This is a genomic window from Halorarius halobius (assembly GCF_024298865.1).
Lineage (GTDB): Archaea > Halobacteriota > Halobacteria > Halobacteriales > Haloarculaceae > Halorarius > Halorarius halobius.
In genome coordinates this window covers 100,487-120,109 of record NZ_CP101162.1, presented here as the reverse complement: position 1 = coordinate 120,109, position 19,623 = coordinate 100,487, and the positions used below count along the sequence as shown (strand labels likewise).

At 57.2% G+C, this 19,623-nt stretch carries 24 protein-coding genes and 2 pseudogenes; 13 read left to right on the top strand and 13 right to left on the bottom strand.

The features are described from left to right. Positions 1 to 248: 248 nt before the first annotated feature. Positions 249 to 641 carry a hypothetical protein gene (locus NL112_RS20305; protein WP_255152927.1) on the bottom strand — a complete coding sequence of 131 codons (393 nt, stop codon included), beginning with the start codon at positions 639 to 641 and terminating at the stop codon, positions 249 to 251. 288 nt (positions 642 to 929) lie between these two features. Between NL112_RS20305 and NL112_RS20300 the strand changes: the two genes are divergently transcribed. The 4 genes and pseudogenes from NL112_RS20300 to NL112_RS20285 all read left to right on the top strand — a co-directional run bounded on the left by NL112_RS20300 (position 930) and on the right by NL112_RS20285 (position 3,659). Next, the gene (locus tag NL112_RS20300) at positions 930 to 1,115 is read left to right on the top strand and encodes a hypothetical protein (RefSeq protein ID WP_255152926.1); all 186 of its coding nucleotides are present in this window, start codon (positions 930 to 932) and stop codon (positions 1,113 to 1,115) included. Between the two features lie 268 nt (positions 1,116 to 1,383). Continuing rightward, positions 1,384 to 2,109, top strand: coding sequence for a CPBP family intramembrane glutamic endopeptidase (locus NL112_RS20295; RefSeq protein WP_255152925.1), 726 nt, complete (start codon positions 1,384 to 1,386; stop codon positions 2,107 to 2,109). Positions 2,110 to 2,814: 705 nt separating this feature from the next. Continuing rightward, positions 2,815 to 2,982: pseudogene (locus tag NL112_RS20290) on the top strand (ATP-binding cassette domain-containing protein); the annotation flags it as partial. A gap of 32 nt (positions 2,983 to 3,014) precedes the next feature. Next, complete coding sequence (locus NL112_RS20285) at positions 3,015 to 3,659, top strand: amidohydrolase family protein (protein WP_255152924.1); 645 nt, start codon at positions 3,015 to 3,017, stop codon at positions 3,657 to 3,659. 347 nt (positions 3,660 to 4,006) lie between these two features. On the opposite strand, the gene NL112_RS20280 is transcribed toward NL112_RS20285, so the two are convergent. The 9 genes and pseudogenes from NL112_RS20280 to NL112_RS20245 all read right to left on the bottom strand — a co-directional run bounded on the left by NL112_RS20280 (position 4,007) and on the right by NL112_RS20245 (position 9,296). Next, positions 4,007 to 4,384 (bottom strand): hypothetical protein, encoded by a 378-nt coding sequence (locus tag NL112_RS20280; protein WP_255152923.1) that lies wholly within the window; start codon positions 4,382 to 4,384, stop codon positions 4,007 to 4,009. Positions 4,385 to 4,518: 134 nt separating this feature from the next. Continuing rightward, positions 4,519 to 5,316 carry a DUF7847 domain-containing protein gene (locus tag NL112_RS20275; RefSeq protein ID WP_255152922.1) on the bottom strand — a complete coding sequence of 266 codons (798 nt, stop codon included), beginning with the start codon at positions 5,314 to 5,316 and terminating at the stop codon, positions 4,519 to 4,521. Between the two features lie 103 nt (positions 5,317 to 5,419). Continuing rightward, on the bottom strand, positions 5,420 to 5,836 hold the full coding sequence (locus NL112_RS20270; RefSeq protein ID WP_255152921.1) for a hypothetical protein: 417 nt from the start codon (positions 5,834 to 5,836) through the stop codon (positions 5,420 to 5,422). A 223-nt stretch (positions 5,837 to 6,059) separates the two neighbouring features. Beyond that, entirely contained in the window at positions 6,060 to 6,590 is a 531-nt protein-coding gene (locus NL112_RS20265; protein WP_255152920.1) for a PQQ-binding-like beta-propeller repeat protein, read from the bottom strand. 21 nt (positions 6,591 to 6,611) lie between these two features. Further along, positions 6,612 to 6,692, bottom strand: a pseudogene (locus NL112_RS23055) (hypothetical protein); the annotation flags it as partial. Between the two features lie 48 nt (positions 6,693 to 6,740). Beyond that, on the bottom strand, positions 6,741 to 7,718 hold the full coding sequence (locus NL112_RS20260; RefSeq protein ID WP_255152919.1) for an IS1595 family transposase: 978 nt from the start codon (positions 7,716 to 7,718) through the stop codon (positions 6,741 to 6,743). A gap of 9 nt (positions 7,719 to 7,727) precedes the next feature. Then, entirely contained in the window at positions 7,728 to 8,270 is a 543-nt protein-coding gene (locus NL112_RS20255; RefSeq protein ID WP_255152918.1) for a hypothetical protein, read from the bottom strand. A gap of 208 nt (positions 8,271 to 8,478) precedes the next feature. Continuing rightward, complete coding sequence (locus NL112_RS20250) at positions 8,479 to 8,916, bottom strand: hypothetical protein (protein ID WP_255152917.1); 438 nt, start codon at positions 8,914 to 8,916, stop codon at positions 8,479 to 8,481. Positions 8,917 to 8,990: 74 nt separating this feature from the next. Further along, entirely contained in the window at positions 8,991 to 9,296 is a 306-nt protein-coding gene (locus NL112_RS20245; RefSeq protein WP_255152916.1) for a DUF3784 domain-containing protein, read from the bottom strand. Positions 9,297 to 9,391: 95 nt separating this feature from the next. Between NL112_RS20245 and NL112_RS20240 the strand changes: the two genes are divergently transcribed. Next, positions 9,392 to 10,246, top strand: coding sequence for a hypothetical protein (locus NL112_RS20240; RefSeq protein ID WP_255152915.1), 855 nt, complete (start codon positions 9,392 to 9,394; stop codon positions 10,244 to 10,246). Between the two features lie 869 nt (positions 10,247 to 11,115). Then, the gene (locus NL112_RS20235; protein ID WP_255152914.1) at positions 11,116 to 11,448 is read left to right on the top strand and encodes a hypothetical protein; all 333 of its coding nucleotides are present in this window, start codon (positions 11,116 to 11,118) and stop codon (positions 11,446 to 11,448) included. 40 nt (positions 11,449 to 11,488) lie between these two features. Here NL112_RS20235 and NL112_RS20230 read toward each other — a convergent pair whose 3' ends face one another. After that, positions 11,489 to 11,968 carry a hypothetical protein gene (locus tag NL112_RS20230; RefSeq protein WP_255152913.1) on the bottom strand — a complete coding sequence of 160 codons (480 nt, stop codon included), beginning with the start codon at positions 11,966 to 11,968 and terminating at the stop codon, positions 11,489 to 11,491. A gap of 94 nt (positions 11,969 to 12,062) precedes the next feature. Between NL112_RS20230 and NL112_RS20225 the strand changes: the two genes are divergently transcribed. After that, on the top strand, positions 12,063 to 12,800 hold the full coding sequence (locus tag NL112_RS20225; RefSeq protein WP_255152912.1) for a sporulation protein: 738 nt from the start codon (positions 12,063 to 12,065) through the stop codon (positions 12,798 to 12,800). Between the two features lie 693 nt (positions 12,801 to 13,493). Here NL112_RS20225 and NL112_RS20220 read toward each other — a convergent pair. Then, entirely contained in the window at positions 13,494 to 14,429 is a 936-nt protein-coding gene (locus NL112_RS20220; RefSeq protein WP_255152911.1) for a hypothetical protein, read from the bottom strand. A 206-nt stretch (positions 14,430 to 14,635) separates the two neighbouring features. Here NL112_RS20220 and NL112_RS20215 point away from each other — a divergent pair, with 206 nt between their 5' ends. The 5 genes from NL112_RS20215 (at position 14,636) to NL112_RS20195 (ending at position 17,365) form a co-directional block, all read left to right on the top strand. Then, positions 14,636 to 14,902, top strand: coding sequence for a hypothetical protein (locus NL112_RS20215; protein WP_255152910.1), 267 nt, complete (start codon positions 14,636 to 14,638; stop codon positions 14,900 to 14,902). Between the two features lie 87 nt (positions 14,903 to 14,989). After that, on the top strand, positions 14,990 to 15,919 hold the full coding sequence (locus NL112_RS20210; RefSeq protein ID WP_255152909.1) for a hypothetical protein: 930 nt from the start codon (positions 14,990 to 14,992) through the stop codon (positions 15,917 to 15,919). A 43-nt stretch (positions 15,920 to 15,962) separates the two neighbouring features. Next, entirely contained in the window at positions 15,963 to 16,283 is a 321-nt protein-coding gene (locus tag NL112_RS20205; RefSeq protein WP_255152908.1) for a hypothetical protein, read from the top strand. Positions 16,284 to 16,327: 44 nt separating this feature from the next. Then, entirely contained in the window at positions 16,328 to 16,870 is a 543-nt protein-coding gene (locus NL112_RS20200) for a hypothetical protein (RefSeq protein ID WP_255152907.1), read from the top strand. A gap of 273 nt (positions 16,871 to 17,143) precedes the next feature. Then, positions 17,144 to 17,365 (top strand): hypothetical protein, encoded by a 222-nt coding sequence (locus NL112_RS20195; protein ID WP_255152906.1) that lies wholly within the window; start codon positions 17,144 to 17,146, stop codon positions 17,363 to 17,365. Between the two features lie 223 nt (positions 17,366 to 17,588). Here the strand turns inward: NL112_RS20195 and NL112_RS20190 are convergent, their stop codons facing one another. Beyond that, positions 17,589 to 18,701 (bottom strand): peptidase, encoded by a 1,113-nt coding sequence (locus NL112_RS20190; RefSeq protein ID WP_255152905.1) that lies wholly within the window; start codon positions 18,699 to 18,701, stop codon positions 17,589 to 17,591. Between the two features lie 231 nt (positions 18,702 to 18,932). Here NL112_RS20190 and NL112_RS20185 point away from each other — a divergent pair, with 231 nt between their 5' ends. Further along, positions 18,933 to 19,580: a hypothetical protein gene (locus tag NL112_RS20185; RefSeq protein WP_255152904.1), complete on the top strand. Its 648-nt coding sequence runs from the start codon at positions 18,933 to 18,935 to the stop codon at positions 19,578 to 19,580. The last annotated feature ends 43 nt before the right edge of the window (positions 19,581 to 19,623 follow it).

Sequence of the window (19,623 nt, the reverse complement as noted above, 5' to 3'; positions counted from 1 at the left end):
CGAATGAAGCCCGTCGAGGCGTGGGTCGCATCCGGTTGTCCTGCGCTCACTATCGGCGAGGATAGCGGGCGACCAGGTGGCGCTCGGACACGAGTTACACATCGATGACGGGGGGTGTGATCGGACGGGATTTACACTCCGACGACGGGGGTGGGTCGAACGCGGTTTACACTTCGATGATGGGGGGTTGGATGGTAATCGAACCGTTGTCCTTCGGTACCAAATGAGAGGACTGCGCCGCGGAACGATCACCCGGCGATGAACTCGAGCAGGGAGACGAGCGCTCCGAGCCCGAAGTAGGCGATCACCATCGCGCCACCGCCCATCGTGAGTTTCATCCCAGTCTCGGATCGCTGGGAGTTCCGGCGCGCGGTGAGCCAGACGATGAGTCCGAGGACTAGCACTGTCAGGCCGGCGTACTGGAGCGTCGTGTAGACGACGTCGTACAGGTTGGTGAGGATGGTTTCCCAGCCGGCGACCGAGCCGCCACCCCCACCCGTGGGACCACTAGCCTGAGCGGCGGCAGGACCGACAAACACCAGCAGCGACAGGAATGCCGTGATGAAGACGGTCTCGAAGTCGAGGGCGCGGCGAAGCCGACGAAGCCGGCGGCGATACATGTCGAGGTCGGAGTCGGTCATAGTGCTCGTCATTGCACACCGGTCGTTCGACTGGTGCTGTAATGTTTGTTTCAAGAATGCGTAAGTCGCAATCTTACGCCTCGCGCACGGTTGCGTCGGACGCACAGATGCGCGTTTATCAGCGTGTGGTGGGGTCTATGTGGGATCGAGGGAAACAGTTATGCTTGTTACCCTCTCGCATAAAGACGAGCAAGTAGTTGCGGTCCCGACTTGTAGCCGACCGAGAGTGACCGCCATGACACGACCAGACACATCTGGGACGGCGAACAGCCACGGGGAGTGCCCGCGATGAGCCGGTACTCGATCCCCGTGAAAGAGAACACGCGCGACCGTCTTCGTGCGTTCAGCAACCGGAATCTGCTCGATCGGCAGTCCTACGACGAGGCTGTGAACGAGCTCCTCGACCAGGTCGAGTTCGCGACTGCAGAAGAGCTCAACGCCGAGTACCGGCCTGTGGGGAAGAGTCGAACCTAGGTTCGATTCTCTCGATCCGGGTCCCGATATTACTGACTACGTTGAGATCCGATTCGTCGACACTATCTAGCGTCCACGGTATACGTCCCGCCGGAGTTGTCCTCTCTATCCGATTACGTGGAGGGACTCATCACCGCGTTCCTCGTCCGATTTTCTCAACTCAACTGAGGAAAATGGGATTCTGAATTCATCCGGAGGATGTCCTCGAGTGTTTCGAAACGAGACACTCGACTTTGGTACTTACGACCCTCTTTGAGTAAGTCGCTGTATGGAGCGGTTCAGGTCGAGTTTCACAGGCACGAATCAGCAAATCGGATGCCGTATCGTCACAGGTGTCTTGATTGCAGTCGGTCTATGGATCTGGCTTAGCCTCGTTCAAACAGTCCTCGGACCACGAAATCCCGTAATCTTAGCTGGTTTCCCAGTTGTTCGTGATGTCCTCAGTCAGCTACTTCGGGCACTCTATGCAGTAGGAATCGCCCTCGTTGTAGTCCGTGTTACTGACGTTGCACCCCCCGTTGAATGGGTAGGAATCCGTCGCCCCGTTGGGCGAGAATGGGGATACATTCTGCTTGGAGTGGTTCTCATGCTTGTAACCCTGATCGGGGCGCTCTTTTTGATCCAAGCCCTCGGCTTTGAACGGACAACAACCGGATCGTCACTCAATACGGCTGTTCTATATTCGCGGATTATCACGCTTCTCGTCCTTGTCGGTCCAGCGGAAGAACTGATTTTCCGCGGTGTCGTGCAACGTTCTCTGCGCGGCACCATCGGGAGTTGGCCGTCAATCCTTATTGCCGGATTCATCTTCGGGTTCGGTCATATTGACCTCTCGGCGACGATGCCAGGTGACATTCTCTGGCTCGTCGGCCTTTCAGGGCTTGGGGTTATTTTGGGATGGGTGTACGACCGGACTGACAACCTCGTCGTTCCGGCGCTCGCACACGGCGGGTTCAATTCCCTCACGACAGCTCTCCCATTACTACTTGGGTAGGTACGATACCCACGGGGCTCCATTCAGTAGCTGTCTGGCTACGTGTTTTAACTTCTCGAACACCCAACTAAAAATCATGCTTCGAAAACTCCTCACCACGATCTGTGCTGTTGAGGTTCTTACACCAGAAGCTCTCATCGATACGGCCGAGCAAATTGCGCTTGAGAATCCTAACGAGTGTGAGTTGCAATCGTGGGTTCTCCCTGGCGCTCGCTTTGAAGGAGCGGCGTTCTTGATACTGATGTGGCGAAGCAATACCTCGTATTCGTCGTTCAAGAAATTTCTCGGAGTTATTGGATTACTCGCATTGCTCTTCCCTCGGAGCTATGTAGACTACGGAGCCAAGTTAGCGTACAGAGACGCGTCAACTTGTGAGTGGAAACCGTGGGTGTATACTGGAACTCGTCTCGTGGGACTACTCTACGTTCTCGTCGCTCTCGGCGAACTACGGAAAACGGACTGACCCTATCTCAACTAGGTGGCGATGTGTTTCGAAGGTGGAAACTCTCCCTTTCTGTTTACCGTAGTCAAGCGTTGATGCCGACCTGAGATGGTCGTACATCAACTGAATATGAGCTTGTCCCCGAGTTACGACCGACAATCCAAAGAGAGCCCCTTCACGTACATCAACGGAACCAACTGCAAGAGGAAAACTCGTACCGACCGAATCGATCGAGAGACTCTTTCATCTGAGGTTGGTTCGAGATGACATTACAGAGAGACGGCTCACTCGAGTTGCGTATCGAGAGCTTGGACAAACGGTTCGGAGAGACGTGGGCACTCCGGAATATCGACCTCACGCTGGATACTGGAGTAACTGGTCTCCTCGGCGCTAACGGTGCGGGGAAATCGACGCTCATGCGGATCGGGACGATGCACGACGCATCGCCGAGGCCGGTGCGCACGTGCTTCACTGCCCGACTGTGTACAGTTACTTCCAGGCCGGGAAACGAACCTGGTTTCCGCTTCCGGCACTCCAGGAGTTCGGCGCGAAGGTCGTCATCGGCCTCGATGATCCGTTCTGGTTCGATTCCTGGGATCTCGTCCAGGAAGCCAAACACGCTCGATTGTTGTCGAACTTCGAGTACGGAGCCCAGCAGTGGTCATCGTATGATCTCCTCAAGATGCTCACCATCGACGCCGCACGAGCACTCGGGATCGATGACCACGTCGGCAGTCTCGAACCGGGCAAACGCGCCGACCTACTCGTCATCGACGTCGATACGCCACGTCTCCAGCCATTCAGCAATCTCCCGTCGGTTCTGACGAACTCGGTGACTGCAGGAGACATCGAAACGGTCGTCGTCGACGGTGAGGTGCTCATGGAGGAGCAACCGGTCACATCGATGGACGTCGAGGCCGTTCGTGCAGCCGCGACGCGAGAGCGTAAGCGCCTGCAGGCGCATACCGGCTGGAAGACGTCGCTCGCCGGCAGTACACCGTCAGACAAATCGATACTCAGACGCGTGTCCGCACAACCACTGCTTCGAGCGATGAGACAGTATGGCCGAGGATTTGTCAACGAGCACTTTCTTACACACATCAACTAGTCCCTCGCAGACAGGCTGTCCCTCAGAGGAGATACTGACGGCGAGTGGCCCCTACGCGGAATGATCGACGAGGAGTTCTGATCGGGTGGGGAAGATTCCGAATGGAGTCTGGTTTCAGGACCGTCGATAAAGTTCCCATCCAACGGCGATGACGACACAGAGAGCACCGAGGAGGAACGGGAGTGATGCGTCAGTGTCACCGAATCGCCAGCCAAATACGATGTATCCGATCAGCGCAACGACGGCCGTGATGGCTCCAACGAATTGGAGTGTTCGTGACGGGGATGAGCGTCCTGGCATTCGTACGTCCGGGATCGAATACTAGGTGGGTACGCTTGATTGGATTGTTAGTTGCGCGTTCGTATGGAGAGCCAGGCGAGATTTCCAAGGTCGGTGATGAGGAATGCACCGATCGAGGCGTAGAACGGTGAGAGACGAACGTAATCAGTTCCAATGAGATAGAGGCCGACGAACTCGATCGTGACGACAAGACAGGCAGCGAGCACCCACGTGATGGCTTTCCACGTCTGTTCGTAGGGTGGCCAGTACTCGTCGTAGGCTGTGGGAACACCGACTGCGAGTGTCATCAACAGGAGGAAGTCTCCGGCCGAGCCGCCTCCGCTAACCATCGATTGGAACGCGTACGACGTCGGGACGGCGACAAGTATCGCAACGAAGATCGTGAGATTCCGCTGGGTCGTCGCCCACTCGTAGATTCGAGACACGGAACGTGTGGAGGGCATACGCGTTGATTTGTGTGTTCGGCTGTGAAATAGATGAGGTGCTGGGTGACCTTTCTGGGCCGATCAATTCCGGGTCGTATTGTAGCTGATTGAGTCAAGCCCGCATCTCGTTTGCTCTACTGCGTGATCGCGCGATAGAATGACACCGAGTACACCGCAAAGAATCCGCCGAACAGCGTCCCGCCAACGAGGACGACGAGACCCATACCGGCGATAATCGGGAGTGAAGGTTCCGGGAGGTGGAACGCAGTGGTTGACTGGGGCGACATGAGGATGGATGCCGCGCCGAAGACGATGCCGGCAAGTCCGCCGATCACGGCGCCGATGAGTGAGTAACCGAGTGTGCTCACGAGATGGAGGCGCACGACCGAGATGCTTCGTTTGAATCCGTCTACTACGTCCAGGTCTTCGAGAACGATCGCTTGCCCGTAGAACTGGACGAAGAAGATGAGGAGAAGGTACATGAGGAGGACGATCGCGACGATAACGCCGATCACGGCGAGAACAGCGATGTTCGCTGACTGGAGGCCACCGCTCTGGAAGAGAAATACGCCGCCCAAGATCGCCACGAAGAACGCGATCATCCCGAGGACGAAGTTGATAGCCATCAACGCGAGGTACGCCACGAGGATCGAGACGTAATTGGATTTCCCGTCATCAATGAACGTCTGGAGGGTCGTTCGCCCGTGTAGCGCTTCATCGGCCATCCCGATTACTCCACCTTGGAAGAACGGCATCACGGCGATGAAGACGAGTGAGAATCCGAGCGAAACGATGCTACTGAGGAATGGGTTGATCGATTGCAGTGCCAGCTGCGGCACCTGAAACAACATCACGATCAACACCGGAACGAAGAGAACCGGATTGGTGAGGAGGGCACTGGGCGTCCGGCGGAGGGAACTCAGGACAGCCATACAACTAATTTTACAGATAATCTGATAAGTGTTGTCTGTCAAGGAGTGTCCTCCCTTCGGCAACTGCCAGGGGAGAATTTGAGCAGCTAAAGCTCCAAAAGGTTTAGACCACGTTTTGGACTAAACGACCACAAAGGTGTGCTATAGTCCCAATCGCAAGGAGGCCCCCGGCAAAGGCGAGGAAGATGAGCCACGTCGGAGAGTCAGTACTCGGGGGCAAGACAAGGTGATACCCAATTAGGTACACTAAGAGTCCACCAACCGGCCCGAACGAGAGGAGAACTGCCGTTCTGATGCCTTTACCGTTTATTGACGCGTAGAAGGCGCTCGCCCCGACGACGAGGAGGACACTTCCAATCACATACGCAGGCACTTCTCCAAGTGATTGACCAGCCGTTTCATACAGGAATCGTTCAGTCCCGAATGTTACCAGCGTTACAACTCCCAGGATTGCAGAGAGCCCACGATAGCCAATTCGAGGGAGTTTACCTGTCTTGTGGAGGGTTTTCAGGGCAGTCATACGCCGAATATTTTGTTCCTATGGCTATATGCATTCGGTCATCCAGACAGAATCCTCAAGCTCGCCGGTTTAGTCCACCCACTAAATATCAGTACCGCCTATCCGTCAATGAGCCAAACTTTGACCTACTGCCATAGGTGGTACTAACAGCTGACCCTTCCATCAGAATCCGGAATGACGTAGTCTATGAAACGGGTGAACCGTTGCTGGAACGTGGATGCCTTCAATTGGCCTCTCCAGACCGGAGCGCCACCAGGCCAGTTGGGCTGACGACGAATACGCGGCCGGCCGCGATTACCGGGGACGAGAACGCCGCCGCGTGGACTGTCGAGGTTCGCCATGCGATGCGGTCGGGAGCGAGGATACCACCAGTATTCCTGCGGAATCCCCGGAGATCTCCACTGGCAGCGATGACGGCCTGGTCGGTCACGACGGGGGCGGCTGTGCCTTCACTCGGGAGATGTGCTTGCCAGTTTGTGTTCCCGGTTTCTGGGTCGAGTTCATGGAGGTCGCCCGCGGCGACATAGATATCGCCGTTGGCGGCTGCCGCAGCGGCAGCACGACTGTGCAGATCTCGCCGCCACCGAACCTCACCTGAATGCGTGACTGCGACGGTTTCTTGCCAGCCTGTCTGAACGACGCCGCTGTCGTCGACGACCGATGCAGCGTACGGTGTATCCACGGGGATGCGCCAGCGTTCCTTCCCGGTCTCGGAATCAAGTTTTACGAGTGCGTTCCGGTCAGGAACGTACACTCCGTCCTCAGTGACGGCGGGGGCGATCTGCGTTGCGGTGGAGTCTCCGAGGTTGTACTCGTCGTAGATGAGAGGATCGAGCGATCGTTGCCAGCGTTCGGTGCCGTCGGGGGCGAGCCTGACGCAGGCGGTCGCGCTTCGAGCGCGCTCTTATGCAGAACTACGGAAAGACCCGATAACGAGACAATCAATGATTGACTCGGTGGATTCGCCAGCCAGAGTGAGGGAGCGAACGATGCCGAAGGTGTGAGCGGCCTGTTCCAAGCCCTGCTTGGACAGGCCGCGGAACTTCCGCAGCCACGGCTGGACGAGCGAAAACAGGCACTCAACCTGGTTAATATGGACTCCGTCGGGCGAGACGTATGTCTCTTTGTGCACGACCGTTCGGTGGTCACGATCCATCTCTCGGTAGGCTTGGAGTCCGTCGGTCCAGACCTCTCCCAGTGGCTGGGAGAGGTCTTCAGCCTCCTGAATCACCGGTTCAAGGTCGCCTTCGTAATCGATGCCCCGTTGCCCACGAATCACCCGAAGCGAGTCGCGGCTTGCCGCGACGAGCGTCAGCTGATCACCGTGGCGCCCCCGCCAGCGTGAACGGCCAGTCTGGGTCGAGCCGCCGCGTGAACGACTGTTCCGCGGCGGCTCTTGGCCTTTGTAGCCAGAACAGACCTCGCCAGATTCGTCTACCTGCGTCGGTCCATCGATGGTCTGGTCGAGTAGGCCCCAAACGACGGGGAAGCCGCGCTGAACCACGGCTTCCACCTCTCGAATCGCGGTGTGAACGGTTCTGTAGGCTCGATCGAGAAACGGCGCGATCTGGTTGATACTGAGCAATGTATCGGCGTAAAGCGTGAACGCGAGAAGCACCTCACCGCAGGAGAGGTGCTTCTCGTGGAACGGCGTCCCATAGGTGTAGACCGGCTTAAAATCGCAGTCACGGCACCAGATACGGTCGAGTTGTTCCCACGTCACGATACTCTGGTGACCGCACCGTGGACAGGATGTATTCTCCCAAAACTCCTTGAGTCGCCGCTCGATGCGGGCATCGAGCGGCTCCGTGTCGATCTTGATGACGCCCAGCTCAATCAACTGGCGAAACAGGCTCCCGAACACTGGCTGAGCAGAAGACATATCGCCCGATTAGCGCCGGCTCAGTGTAACTATACGGTCTTTCCACAGCTTTGCACAAGAGCGTCGAGCGTACACGTCGCCTGCACCGACAGTTACGCCATATGTTCGACGGTCACCGACGCGGAGTGTACTGACAACTTTCCCGTCCGAAAGCGAGAGGACAGTTACTGATGCCGGCACTGGATCGTGACTGTTCGAGGTTCGGACGATTCGCGTCGGGACGTAGAGCCGACTCCGCACGGGATCAATGGCCGGCGTTCCGGATACTTCGACTTCGAGGTCTCGTGACCAGCGTTCACTGCCGTCGGTCGTGACCGCGGTGATCTGCCGGTCAGCGGCGAAGTACACGGCGTTCTCGTGGACGACAGGCGGCGTGTACGGCCAGCCACCCGAGGTGAGGATCTGCTGGTCGTCGGGCTCTGGTGCGCCGCTGGCGACCCGGTTTACGTTCCTCGGGCCATTCCCATACGACCGCCAATCGCCATCGTGGAACGGTGCGGTGTCCGAATCGTTCCGGAGGGTACTGCAGCCGGCGAGTGTGCTCGCGGTCACCGTGCCGACAGCTGCGAGAACAGCTCGACGGGACCAGGGCTGAGATGACTTGGGACGTGGTAATCCGGACTGCGTGGAGGGGGGATCTGCAGGGGACACACTCGGCTGGTCAACTGATTGTGAGAAGTGTCTTGTGTCTTACCGATGCTCGATGGGTTTCGATGAACGATGAACACCAGGTAGTTCGTACTGGAGATACCCGCTTCCACTACAGGCGGCCGCCACCGATGAATGCGAGGCCAAGGCTGCCGAGGAGAATCAAGCCACCAAACACAACATCAGGTAGTGAGAGGATCTGATCTCCGAATACGCCCACAATTACAAGGGTCATAGCTATAGTCGCTGGAATCAAATTCGAAGCAAGTTGCTGCAGAAAGACTCGTATCGACCAGTATCCCATCTCTAGGTGTGACGTGAGAGTCGCTCCCAGTGGCCGATTTCCATCAGGATTCTCAGCTGGAGTGAATCCAGTGAACTCGTCGAGCGAGACAGTCACGACTTCGCCAGTATGGATACGTCGTTCGTTAGCGTCCGCGACGCGGAGAAGGGTCACAGTCCCTTCGTCACTTCCCACAACGCGATAAATGCCGTCGGAAATATCGACGTTCACCGGTTTGAAGTGTTCGTGCGGATCGGGATGGGTCATCCTTGAGATTGGTCTCGCTCAGTGGCGGGTGAGTCTTCTGTCACTCGCGCGTGTTCTCAGACGCAGGTTACGAGTCATGTCGTGTTAGCCGGTGTGTAGGTATATAGCCGATAGATCAGTCGTACGACGGCGAGGAGGATAATCACCTCAAAGACGACGGGAAGATACGATGGGATATCAGTGATGACGATGAGGACACCGAGCGCGATTGCTGCCAATCCAATTCGGAGGACGGTGTTTCCTGCGATGTCAGCGACGACTCCGTCGGGGACTGGCGACGTCTTGTCGTACCCCGCCAAGAGGAACGTCCATCCGCGGAACTTGATTAATGCTCCTGCGGTCAAGAGCAGTACACCGACCCCGAGCCACTGGAGGGCCATGGAGGGCAACCCAAACATATCCGTGATTTGTCTACAACGATACTAAAACTCTCACAGTAGGGAGTCTTTTGCTGATCGGAGTAGAACGGCACTCTATGGCGGCGTCTACACGGTCTGCGCTGGGTCAACCGAACGCTGAACGCCCTGATGGGGAGTACGCGTTCGTCGCAGGCCTCTACGTAGCCGCCCTCGCCGCCCCAGCACTTGTCCTCGCTGTGTCACGGGTCGTCACCGACGCTGCAGTTCTCTACATCGGCTTGCTCGTCGCCGTGACGGGTGTGACCGGTGTCGCTGGCTTGGTCGTATCACGGACGCCCGGGCTGGCTGTCATCCTTGGGCGCCACGATGCCGTCTGGTTGCTCGTCGTGTTGCCGTTCGGTTGGTTTGGTGGCGTATTCGGTGGGGCTGCTCTCGGTGTCGAACCACCTGACATCGCGGCCCCACTCGCGGTGCTCGGGACGGCTGGCGGGATGCTGCTCGGCATCACGCTGGTCGCGATGAGTCGAACACGACACGCGAACGCTGCCCTCGAGGACGTAGTCAAACTCGTGGAGTGGGAAGCGCGGTGGCCACGTCGGTGGCGGCGGATTGCTGGCGGCGTCTCGATCGTGGCGTTCACCGCCAGTACCCTCGGGATCCTTGCTGCCTTCGTGTTCGACTCCGAGTGGGGATGGCGGTTGTACTACTTGCTGTTCGTCGGCGTCGTGCTGATGAACGTGTTGAACCCGCGGACGTTTCGCGTGACGGATGCCGGACTCGTCGTCGAACATCCACTGCAGCGTCAATTCCGACCGTGGTCTGCGTACACGAGTTATGAACTGTCGGACGAGGCACTCGTAATCCGGTCAGCCGTGTGGTGGCGACCGTCACATCGCTGTGATCGAGCTGATATTTCGGATGTCGATGCCGTGCGGGCTGCGCTAAACGAGATGCCCCTAGAGGGCCGTTAATCTACTGTCTAGCAGCGATCACCACAATCGAGTTCCGATAGGAGAATAGTGGTCCAAATGCCCGGTTGGAGAGCAGGAGCTACATGTTCTGTGAACCACCTTGAGTTCGCCACCAGAGGTAGCGCCAAGCGAGTAGACCACCAACCGTTGCGAGGATGTACACGAGGAAGAGAAGTGGTGACCAACTTTCAACCGAAATCAAGGCGATACGGATACGATTAGGTCATCACGGACTAACGATTCGCTGACGAATTCGATTCAGTTGGGCGTGAATCAATTCGAGAGACGACCAGACGGCGTAGATGAAGAGCCCGATAATGAGCCACGCTCGTAGCAAACCAAACCAGTGTTCCGGGCCGTGCATACACCATTTTCAGATGCGGAATATTTGTGTCTTGGGTGATGCTGGATTGGAATCCGGACATAGCTTCTTCCAGAAAGAAATACCGACACAGGACATCGACTCGCTTGCCGGATACCTTACTCACCGAGCAGTCGGACACCGAGGAACACGAGTATAGTGACGGGGAGGAGATAGGCAAGGAAAATTGCCAGAACTCCGATTGTGGTAAGTAACGGCCCAGATCCGCCAGATCCGGTTTGGATGAATACCAAGATGACGAACCAAAGTGTTGTCAATTGAATAATGGTGGAGTCATCCATATCAAGCGACCGGATATGCAACAGATACTGACAAATCTCTTTTGATGAGTTGCAACCACTCTTGGCAGGCAAGACTGGTTGTCCCTCACTAGATATGTTCCCTTTCGCGTATTGAACGGACCCCTTCAAGAGAGGGACGTGGTGAACCCAGACCAGCCACTATCCGCACCGCAGATTTATCTTGGTTTCCGTCCTCGCTCTCAAGCATGGCCCTCCACCCGATGCTCTTCGTACCGCCGATCGTGCTTCTCACGATGGTTGTGGTCTTTGGTGATGCGCATCGACGAGCACTTCCGGTTCGAACGAAGGTTGCGTGGACGCTCGGCATTGGCATCCTGAGTCTCATCGGATTCGTCATCGTGTTCTCGTTCGATAGTACGTTGTATCGTCAGTACCTCCTGCTGTTGGGCAAACCGCTGGTCGTTCGGACGCCGTACGAGTTACTGATGTGGCTACTTACTGTCGGCACCGCGTTCAGCGTAGTGCTTTGTCTCATCTTTGCGGTTGGCACCCGGATTAGTTCGCATCAGACCACGTAGTTTCCTCAATAGGACGACTGCTCTCGGGGTGATTTTTCGTTCAAGCGGGGGTGGCGGATTTGATAGTCGGACGGCCAAGCAACCACCAGGCTACCACGAGAAAGATGATACCCGTCGTGCCAGTGATAGCCAGCGGTGTCGGGTTATCTGTCGGGGAGACGAGGGGGCCGCCGACGAATGCGCCGAAGCCGAGTGAGAAGATACTGATGATGAGACAGACACCGCCGAGTGTCTGCACCCAAGCTGACTGTTCACTATCAGTGGCCCGAAGTTTCCGCGTGAGTCCCGCGCCACCGATAGCGAGCACGTACAGGAACAGCGGGAATGCGATCGGGTAGTACGGGGTAAGAAACGGAAGTGCGACTTCGACGAGATCGTAGGCGACAATCAGGAGATAGGGCGGGATCTGTACGGGCTGGAACGGAATGAATTTCAGGAGGTACAGCGCGACGATGAGCGCGTAGGCGATGGCGACATCACGACCGAGGAGGATGTTTCGGAGGGTGTGACGGGAGACCATAGGTGACCGTAGACACGGAGAGATTGTAAACCTCGGTGACGTTTGAGTTACCCGTACAGTTACACTGCCGGATCGTACACATCTGGGTGGAGCTATGAAGAAGGTCCTTGCAAGCATTGGCATCGGGAATGCCACTGTCGATACCGTCCTGCCCTCCGAAACTGTCCGTCCAGGTGAGACTCTCGACGCCGAGGTCCACATTACTGGCGGGGACGTCGAGCAAGAGGTCGGAACGATCAGATTCGAACTCGAGACGCGGTATCTGACCGACGATGGATACCAGGAGACCGATATCGATCGCTTCACGCTGACGGACGGCCTGACGATCGAGCCGGGGCAAGAAGAGACACGGCCGGTCACGATCGACATCCCGTACAGTACGCCGATAACGCTCGGGCAGATCGACGTATGGGTCGAAACAGAACTCGATATCGACCTTGCCGTCGATCCCGAAGATAAAGACTACCTGGAGGTCAAGCCGACACCGCGTCTGCAGGCAGTCTTTGACGCGATGGACGACCTCGGACTCTCGCTCCGCACGGCGGAGTGTGAAGCGGATCCGTACGGGCGATACGCCTCCAGACAGCGTTTCATCCAGAAATTCGAGTTCCGCGCTAACAGTGGTCCCTTCCACGGATCACTGGATGAGATCGAGCTGGTTGCGCTCCCTGACCGTGAGAGCCTCACCGTGTTCCTCGAAGTCGACCGTCGTGGGGGGCTACTGAGCGAGATGGCGGAAACGGACGAACGAAAGACGAGCCTCACGATCGACTCGACTGACGTTGGCCAGATTCGCGAGGAGCTACAGACGACGATCGAGTCAGCTATCTAATCCACAGGGTCGCCAATACGCATCGGTTACAGTTGATTCCCTCTACTCCGCCCACTGTGACTAGAAATATTCCGCGACGGCGTCTCCTTTCTGGAGTGGCGACAGCGGTCTGTGGGAGCCTTGCCGGGTGTAGCGGACACATACCCGGGACGGAGCCCGATCAGATCGATGCCGAAACAACGGTCGAAAACGAGCGGGTCCTGTGGCGGTATCCGCCACGCGAAGGAGATACGGACGGAATCGGGTACGCAGCTGTCGAGGTTGAACAGGTGATTCAACGCGAATACAGCACGCCACTGTTACGACTCAATTTCAATTCCACGGTAGGAGGACTAGCTTCTAACGAGCCGTACAAGGGGTATCGTCCGGATTGGTTCCGATTTCGTGTGTGGCCGTCGATGTCGTATGAAGGCCCGCTCCAGTACCAGTTTCGCGTGGAACCACCGGGGCAGTGGAAGGAATTCTCTGCGTACTACGATTTGGCGGGGTCGGTTCGACGGTCGATTATCGAACTCCAGGACGTGGAGACGTAGGGAACGATCATCATTCCGGCCGTGTTCGACCCCGGGATACAATCGCTTCCCAATCGGCTCAACTGCTCATTTACTGTCCAGGCGTCTCGTCCAGGACTGGTTGGCAGAACAGTGCGTGTCTCAGATCAAGCGACGCTAGATCTCAAACAGGAGTGAAAAGCTAGTTCGCGTCGTTGATGTAGAGGCCGTATCGGTACAGCGTGTTGTCGTACCAGAGATGGTGTCCGTTCGAGGCAGTCTCGACCTGTTCGAGATCAAGCGCGTCAATTAGATTCGTATACTCCGTCGAGAGCGGAGTCGTTTCTCGATAGGGGTCTCGAGCGATGACCTGTTCGAGTAGCTGTTGAACGGGCGTGTCGAGTTCGGCTGGGTCGAGTCGGGTATCGACTCTGGCGGCGAATGCAATGTCCCGAAACGCGTCTGTCGTGGTAGCGACTTCGATAGCGAGTGCCGTGTATGCTGGTTCGTAGAGGCGTTCAGTCGTAACATTGATTCGGTACGCCCAGTGGTTCTCGGGATCCATCGCGACGATTTGCCCATCGAGGTCGTCCGTTAATCGACTGTTCAGTTCGTACGGCCGCCGCAGCACGTACGCGTCGTCACGGAGGAGCTCGGCACTCCCGCTTTCCCCGTTTGTGACGGTGTAGCTATGGAGGATTTTGATGACGCGGCCGACTGGCTGGGCGAGTGAGTCGACGGTCGGAGCGTCTTCGGGAACTTGATCCTGTGGGATAGCGGTGACACGAACCAATGGTCGTGCCATTCGCTGTTCGCCAGTGACGACGATTTTCGTCTGATAGTACCGGTCCTCGTGAGCGACGTACGCATCCTCGGGAAGTGGTTTGTAGCCGTAGGTCGTGTGCCGACCGTCGGGAAGGATGGCCGATAATGCGCGGTGAGCGGGCTGGTCGTACACGCCGTCTCCCGGTCGATAGAGAACGTATTCGACGAGCGGTTGTTCGATCCGGTCGAGTGAGAGACTGTACTCTTGCGTTGAATTCGCGGAGGAACCCGGTGTGAGCGATGCACAGCCTGCGAGCGCTGTGGCGACCGTTGTTCCGGCGAGGTGGAGGGCCGTTCGCCGATCGAGGACCATATTGCACGTTTCCGAGTCCACGATGTCAATCTGTCGTCTGATTCGTCTTCGATCGACATCATACGTCCGTCACCCCTCTCTGTCCAATCTCGCCAGCTCTGGAAGCTGTAAAGCGTGGATCCCTTACTCTCAACGAAGCTCCCGTAGAGAAGTAGCTCTGAAGGCGTGGAAATGGCTTATCAGGATGGCACAAATCAATAGCCAGTATGTCTGGACAGAGTGTTTCGAACACAGCAACTCGGGCCATGAAAGCGGGTGGTCCCCCAGCCCTTATCACTGCAGGTATTGGTGTCGGCGCAACCGGTATCGCCGGTCATGGGATCGAGACGAAAACTGATCCCATCGCCAGCGGAGCTGCGCAGACGATTGGTGTTGACCCACAGTTTGGGCCGCATCTATTGTTCATCCTCGCCGTTCTGGTCCTGGCCGTCGCGTTCGTCGTTCCCGGCTTGTTCGAGGATCATCGGTACTAGAACTCGAACGCACCGACGATTCTATACCGCTAGTGCCCACGGGACCTGTCGGGTAGGAACTAAATACGTCTTCCTTGTATTCTGCCTATGTCCCTCCAGAATAGTGCCAGTGCTTCCCACCGTTCCAATCATCCGTTCGCAGTAGAGCTCGGAATTATTACCGCACTGTTGATCGGAGTGTATCTGTGGCGGGAACTCGTCCGCGAAGCCCTGACCGCAGTGTTTGGCACGCCACCAGTAATCGGTGGGATGTTTTTCAGCGCGCTCGTGAGCGGCGGAGTCCTCCTACTAGGACTGATCGTATTCACTGGCGCGTACGCCATGTTCCGAGACATCGATATCGGGCTCCGACTCCCGTCGCGAAACGATGCTACTCTGGCCGGAATAGCTGTTCTCGTACCTGTTGTTTGTGTGGCGGTCACCAAACTCGTAGGTACTGTGACCGATGTCCCGTATAATTCACTGACCAAGACCTCGGTCGCCGCTGACGCGCCTGTGTTGCCAGTCCTGCTCATCGCGGGACTCGGATTGATTGTCGGTGTGCCAGCGCTGGTGGTGATCTGTCAGGTGCTAATACAGGGGAGTTTTGAACAGGTCGTCAGTGCCAGCGCAGCGATCGTTCTGACAACTGCAATGACGGGATTCGTGATGGTGAGCAACACTGGAGGACTAGCGACCGTCCCCGAGTTAGGGAAACTCATCGGTGCCGTCGTATTCACGCTCTCACTCGGCGTGGCAGTGTATGCGAACGAACGAGTTGATCGTAGCTGGCTCCGGTATCTCGGGGTCGCTCCTGTTCTATTGGTGACTGCAATCATTATCCTCTCGGGGATTGCTGAGATTGAGACGATCGCTGGCGGGCTGTACGCAGCCACGCAACTCGCTGTCCTCGGTGTCGCGGCCTACACGTACGACGAAACGGAGTCGCTCTTCGTACCGGCTCTGGCGTATGCGAGTCTCCTGCTGGCCAACAGGACCGTTGTGTTCGTCTTTGAGGCAGGTATGCAGAACTGGTGACTGTCTCCCCTAGAAAGGATCAATACGGTAACCGTCGATATCCATGCGAAAGGAATACGCTACACTCGATGTGCTCCGGGGAGCATCCGTTGTCGCAGTTGCGCTCCTAACGATCATCCTTCTTGCTCTTCTCCCCGCCCCCGGCTATCGAACATCCCGCCTCGTATTGTTCATCATCACCATCTGTCTTGGGTGGATTGGGGCAGCTGGTGCGGTATTCAACCGATTTCGTCTCTTGCTGATCGGTGCACTTGGGCAGTTCCTTCTCGGGTTCTGGAATTTCACGATCGGATTGGTGATGCTCCCGACAGGGGCCGTTCTCCTCGTCACTGCTCTCCTCCTCCGTGAAAATGCAGACACCTGAGTCATATCCCCCGATTTATCCACCTCCGTTTCGGTAATGCGATTGTGAACGTGCTACCGTGGCTGCTCAACTGGCCACCCCGCCCCGGCGCTGTCATTGCGTTCCTCTTTGTGACGGCGTTCAGCGTTGGGACTCTGGTGCTGTTCACTCCGGTCACAGACCAGATTAATCCCGACGAGGCCACCGTCGAGGCTTCAAACGTCTCTGTCTACCTGAATGACGAGATCACGATGCCGGATATCGAGAACGGCACCGTCGCAACGTGTGTTGCGAGTGGAACTCCCGGTGACCATCTCACAGTCCGTGCCGATATCCTCGTCGAAACCCCGATGGAAGGCAGTAACACCTCCCCGTACGACATCGAAGTGAGTCTTGGTAACGGTTCGATGACCACTACCGAACCCGTTCAGCAGACAGGTCGGGAGCGAGTGGATGTCTTCTGGGTGGTCAGTGACGACGAATCACTCTCAGTCGGCGATACAGCCGATATCCATATTCGGCTACGTGACTCGGATAGCGTCGTCGCGACCGCGACTCGGGCAGTCACCGTCGAGAAAACCCGTCGTTCGTACGACTGTGAGTCCTGAGTGGGGCACCCACTTGGTGCCTGATCCGCCTACAATTGGCGTGGCTGCTTTTCTGTTCACACAACGCGTCCGTCCACACAGCGATTCGTTCCGGAGAGGATTGAGTCTGTCAACCGGTGAGTATGGTTGCGAAGCGATCATCTAGTCTGTTGATTCAATGGCACCGGTGAACTACTCCGCCCTGCTCGCTCCCTCCACTCGCTCGCTGAGGAAGGGGGCTTAGCGCCTATTTTCAGCTAAAGGCATAACACTCGATGAACCCTACTCTGAGGTATGAGCCTCAGTATCTGGGAGGTATTTCAGACCCTGTTTCGATGGGGCGAGAGTACAGATGAGGAGCCCAGTGAAGAGGCAGACGAGGGTCGCTTTGTTCCATCGCCGTTGGACCTTTCCGTACGAGTCGCCCACGGCGGGTCGGACGATACCGTCGTACGTGAACTCTCCAAGGTAGACGAACAAGCGCGCGAACTCGAGAATACGCACCGCGACAACTAACTCCTCTGTACGTTGTAGTCGGACACAAGATACAGGCCGTTGTGGGGTGTGGTGGCACCTATGGAACAGTCACGCCCTGATAGCGATAGCGAGGAAGACGATGAAAAGAAAATCAACGAACGACTGGATCGCATCGTCAACTTCCTTGCAACGTACCTCCCGTGAGGCTCTTTACACCCCGGACGAGGTGAGTGCTCGATTCTAGTCGCTGCTGTCTGTAACCTCATTCCTCAGTCAGTCGACGGACACGATCGATTCGGTCCCCAAGAGAAACGTTGGCTGAAAGTGGATTCGGAAACCGTCGACGTGTTGGCTCGATCGCGTGAAAATCGGCATATCGAGTGAGAGCGTCAGAGAGCCCGGCTGTATCGACCTTCTCAGCGGCGTAGTCATCGGCTGCCCGGATCTGTCGCCGAGACAGCCAGAACCCGATGAGTACCACGCCGATCGAAAGGCCAAGTAACGGCCAGCGTGGCCCGACGCCGGTCAGAGACGCGATGAGGGCGATGCCGGCAGCGACCACAGTGCTCACCCTGATTTCGAAAACGTGCGTTTCGAGCCGTCCTGCCTCGATCGCCAGGAGTGCAGCTGCAGTCTCATCGTCGAAGATATCCAGAAACGTGCTCGTGAGGAACAGGCGGCGATAGTTCGGTGATCCACGGACGAGTGAGTTGGCTGTTTCTTCGTCGTCTGTGTCGAGGATTCGGACGTCCCGAACGTCGAGGCCGGCTCGAGAACAGAGCGTCGCAATTCGATTCGCAACATCGTCGGTCGGTTCCTGTGTCGATCGGAGCAGGGGAATGAGCCACGGGGAGGCATAGAGGAAGATAACGGCGATAGCCGCGAGTCCCACTACCAGGACAAGGGGCGAGGCTCCAGACGGGATTACTTGGAGCGGTGCGATGACGACCGCAAGGATAGCGCTCAAGCCGATGACGTATCGACTCATCTTCCAGAGCGCCGCGCTCAGTGACAGTTCCACATCGCGCACGTCGCGGACGCCGCGTATCGTGGGTGCGTAGACTGCGAGCCAGACGACACCCGTAGCGAGGAAGCTACTGAAAGTGGCGAGGAGGCGGCTGAGGAACTGCGGCATAGCTGGAAGAAGGGCAACGATTGCGGCACCGATCCCGAGGAACGCTAAAATGCCGTAGGACAGTAACGTGAATGGAAAGAGTACGGCTCCATACAGCAAGCGGTACTTTCCGACGGGATTCGAGAGGCGACGGACGACAGCACTTCCTACTGCTCCGACGAGCCCCCCGACGAGAACGAGAGGGACGAGTGCAGCGACTGGGGGACCGAGTGAAGATGACGTGGTCTGGAGGGCGAGCATACAGATGGGTTCCTGAAACGAGCGCAAAATTGTGTCGAAGAACAGAGCGGTGATGCAGACCGATTCAGGAGCCCAAGGTGGTAGAAAGATGTCCCTAGTGCACGACGCCGCGAATCAACCGTCAAGTACGATTACGGATCGGTCACGTTGCACTTTCCGAGGGGGTGTTTGCAGATACCCCTCCGTATGATATCAACAGATATTCTATCGTAGGAAGCTCCCCTCGAAACGATGCAGCGTCGCACGCTCCTCGGGCTGGCCGCCAGCGCTGGGACAGTTGGCGTCCTGGGGGCTGCGGTTACGGTCGCTGACCAACCCTCCGCACCACCAGCCACGTACGCCGAGGAGCCGGTACCTCCCGTGCAGGAATGGAACAGTCCCGTCGTGACCACCGACGAGACGACAGCGGGGAGCAAGAGGTACGGAACCGTCCGACAGCACGCATCGGTCCTCGATCTCGAACCGACCGGTCGGTACGCCCTCGTCACCAGGTATCGACTCATCCCGGGGTCAAACTACAACGCATCAAGCGGGTGGAAAGCAAACTCGCTGACGGTCGAACACGCCTGGCGCTCGGGAACGCTTGTCGGCCATCCCGGAGACGTCGTTCCCGACAACGAGGGCGACGCCGATTCGAACCTCTATGTAGATACCAGCCGGTCGACGGGACGGTACCGGTGGCACCTGACGTTTGACGCCGCGACGGGAAACTCCCACACCGTTCGCTTCGCGACTGTCGTGGACCGTGACAAGGAACCCGAGGCAGGCGATACTCTCGCTGACGCAACGTTCGGAGCGGGGTTCACGGAAGGATTTCTCAGGGCCTCAGAGCGGGATATCGCGACGACTCGCCTCGTGATGCGAGAAACGAGCGAGTAGAGAAATCGAGAGTACGGAGCGATACAACCATTGAGAGTCAGCA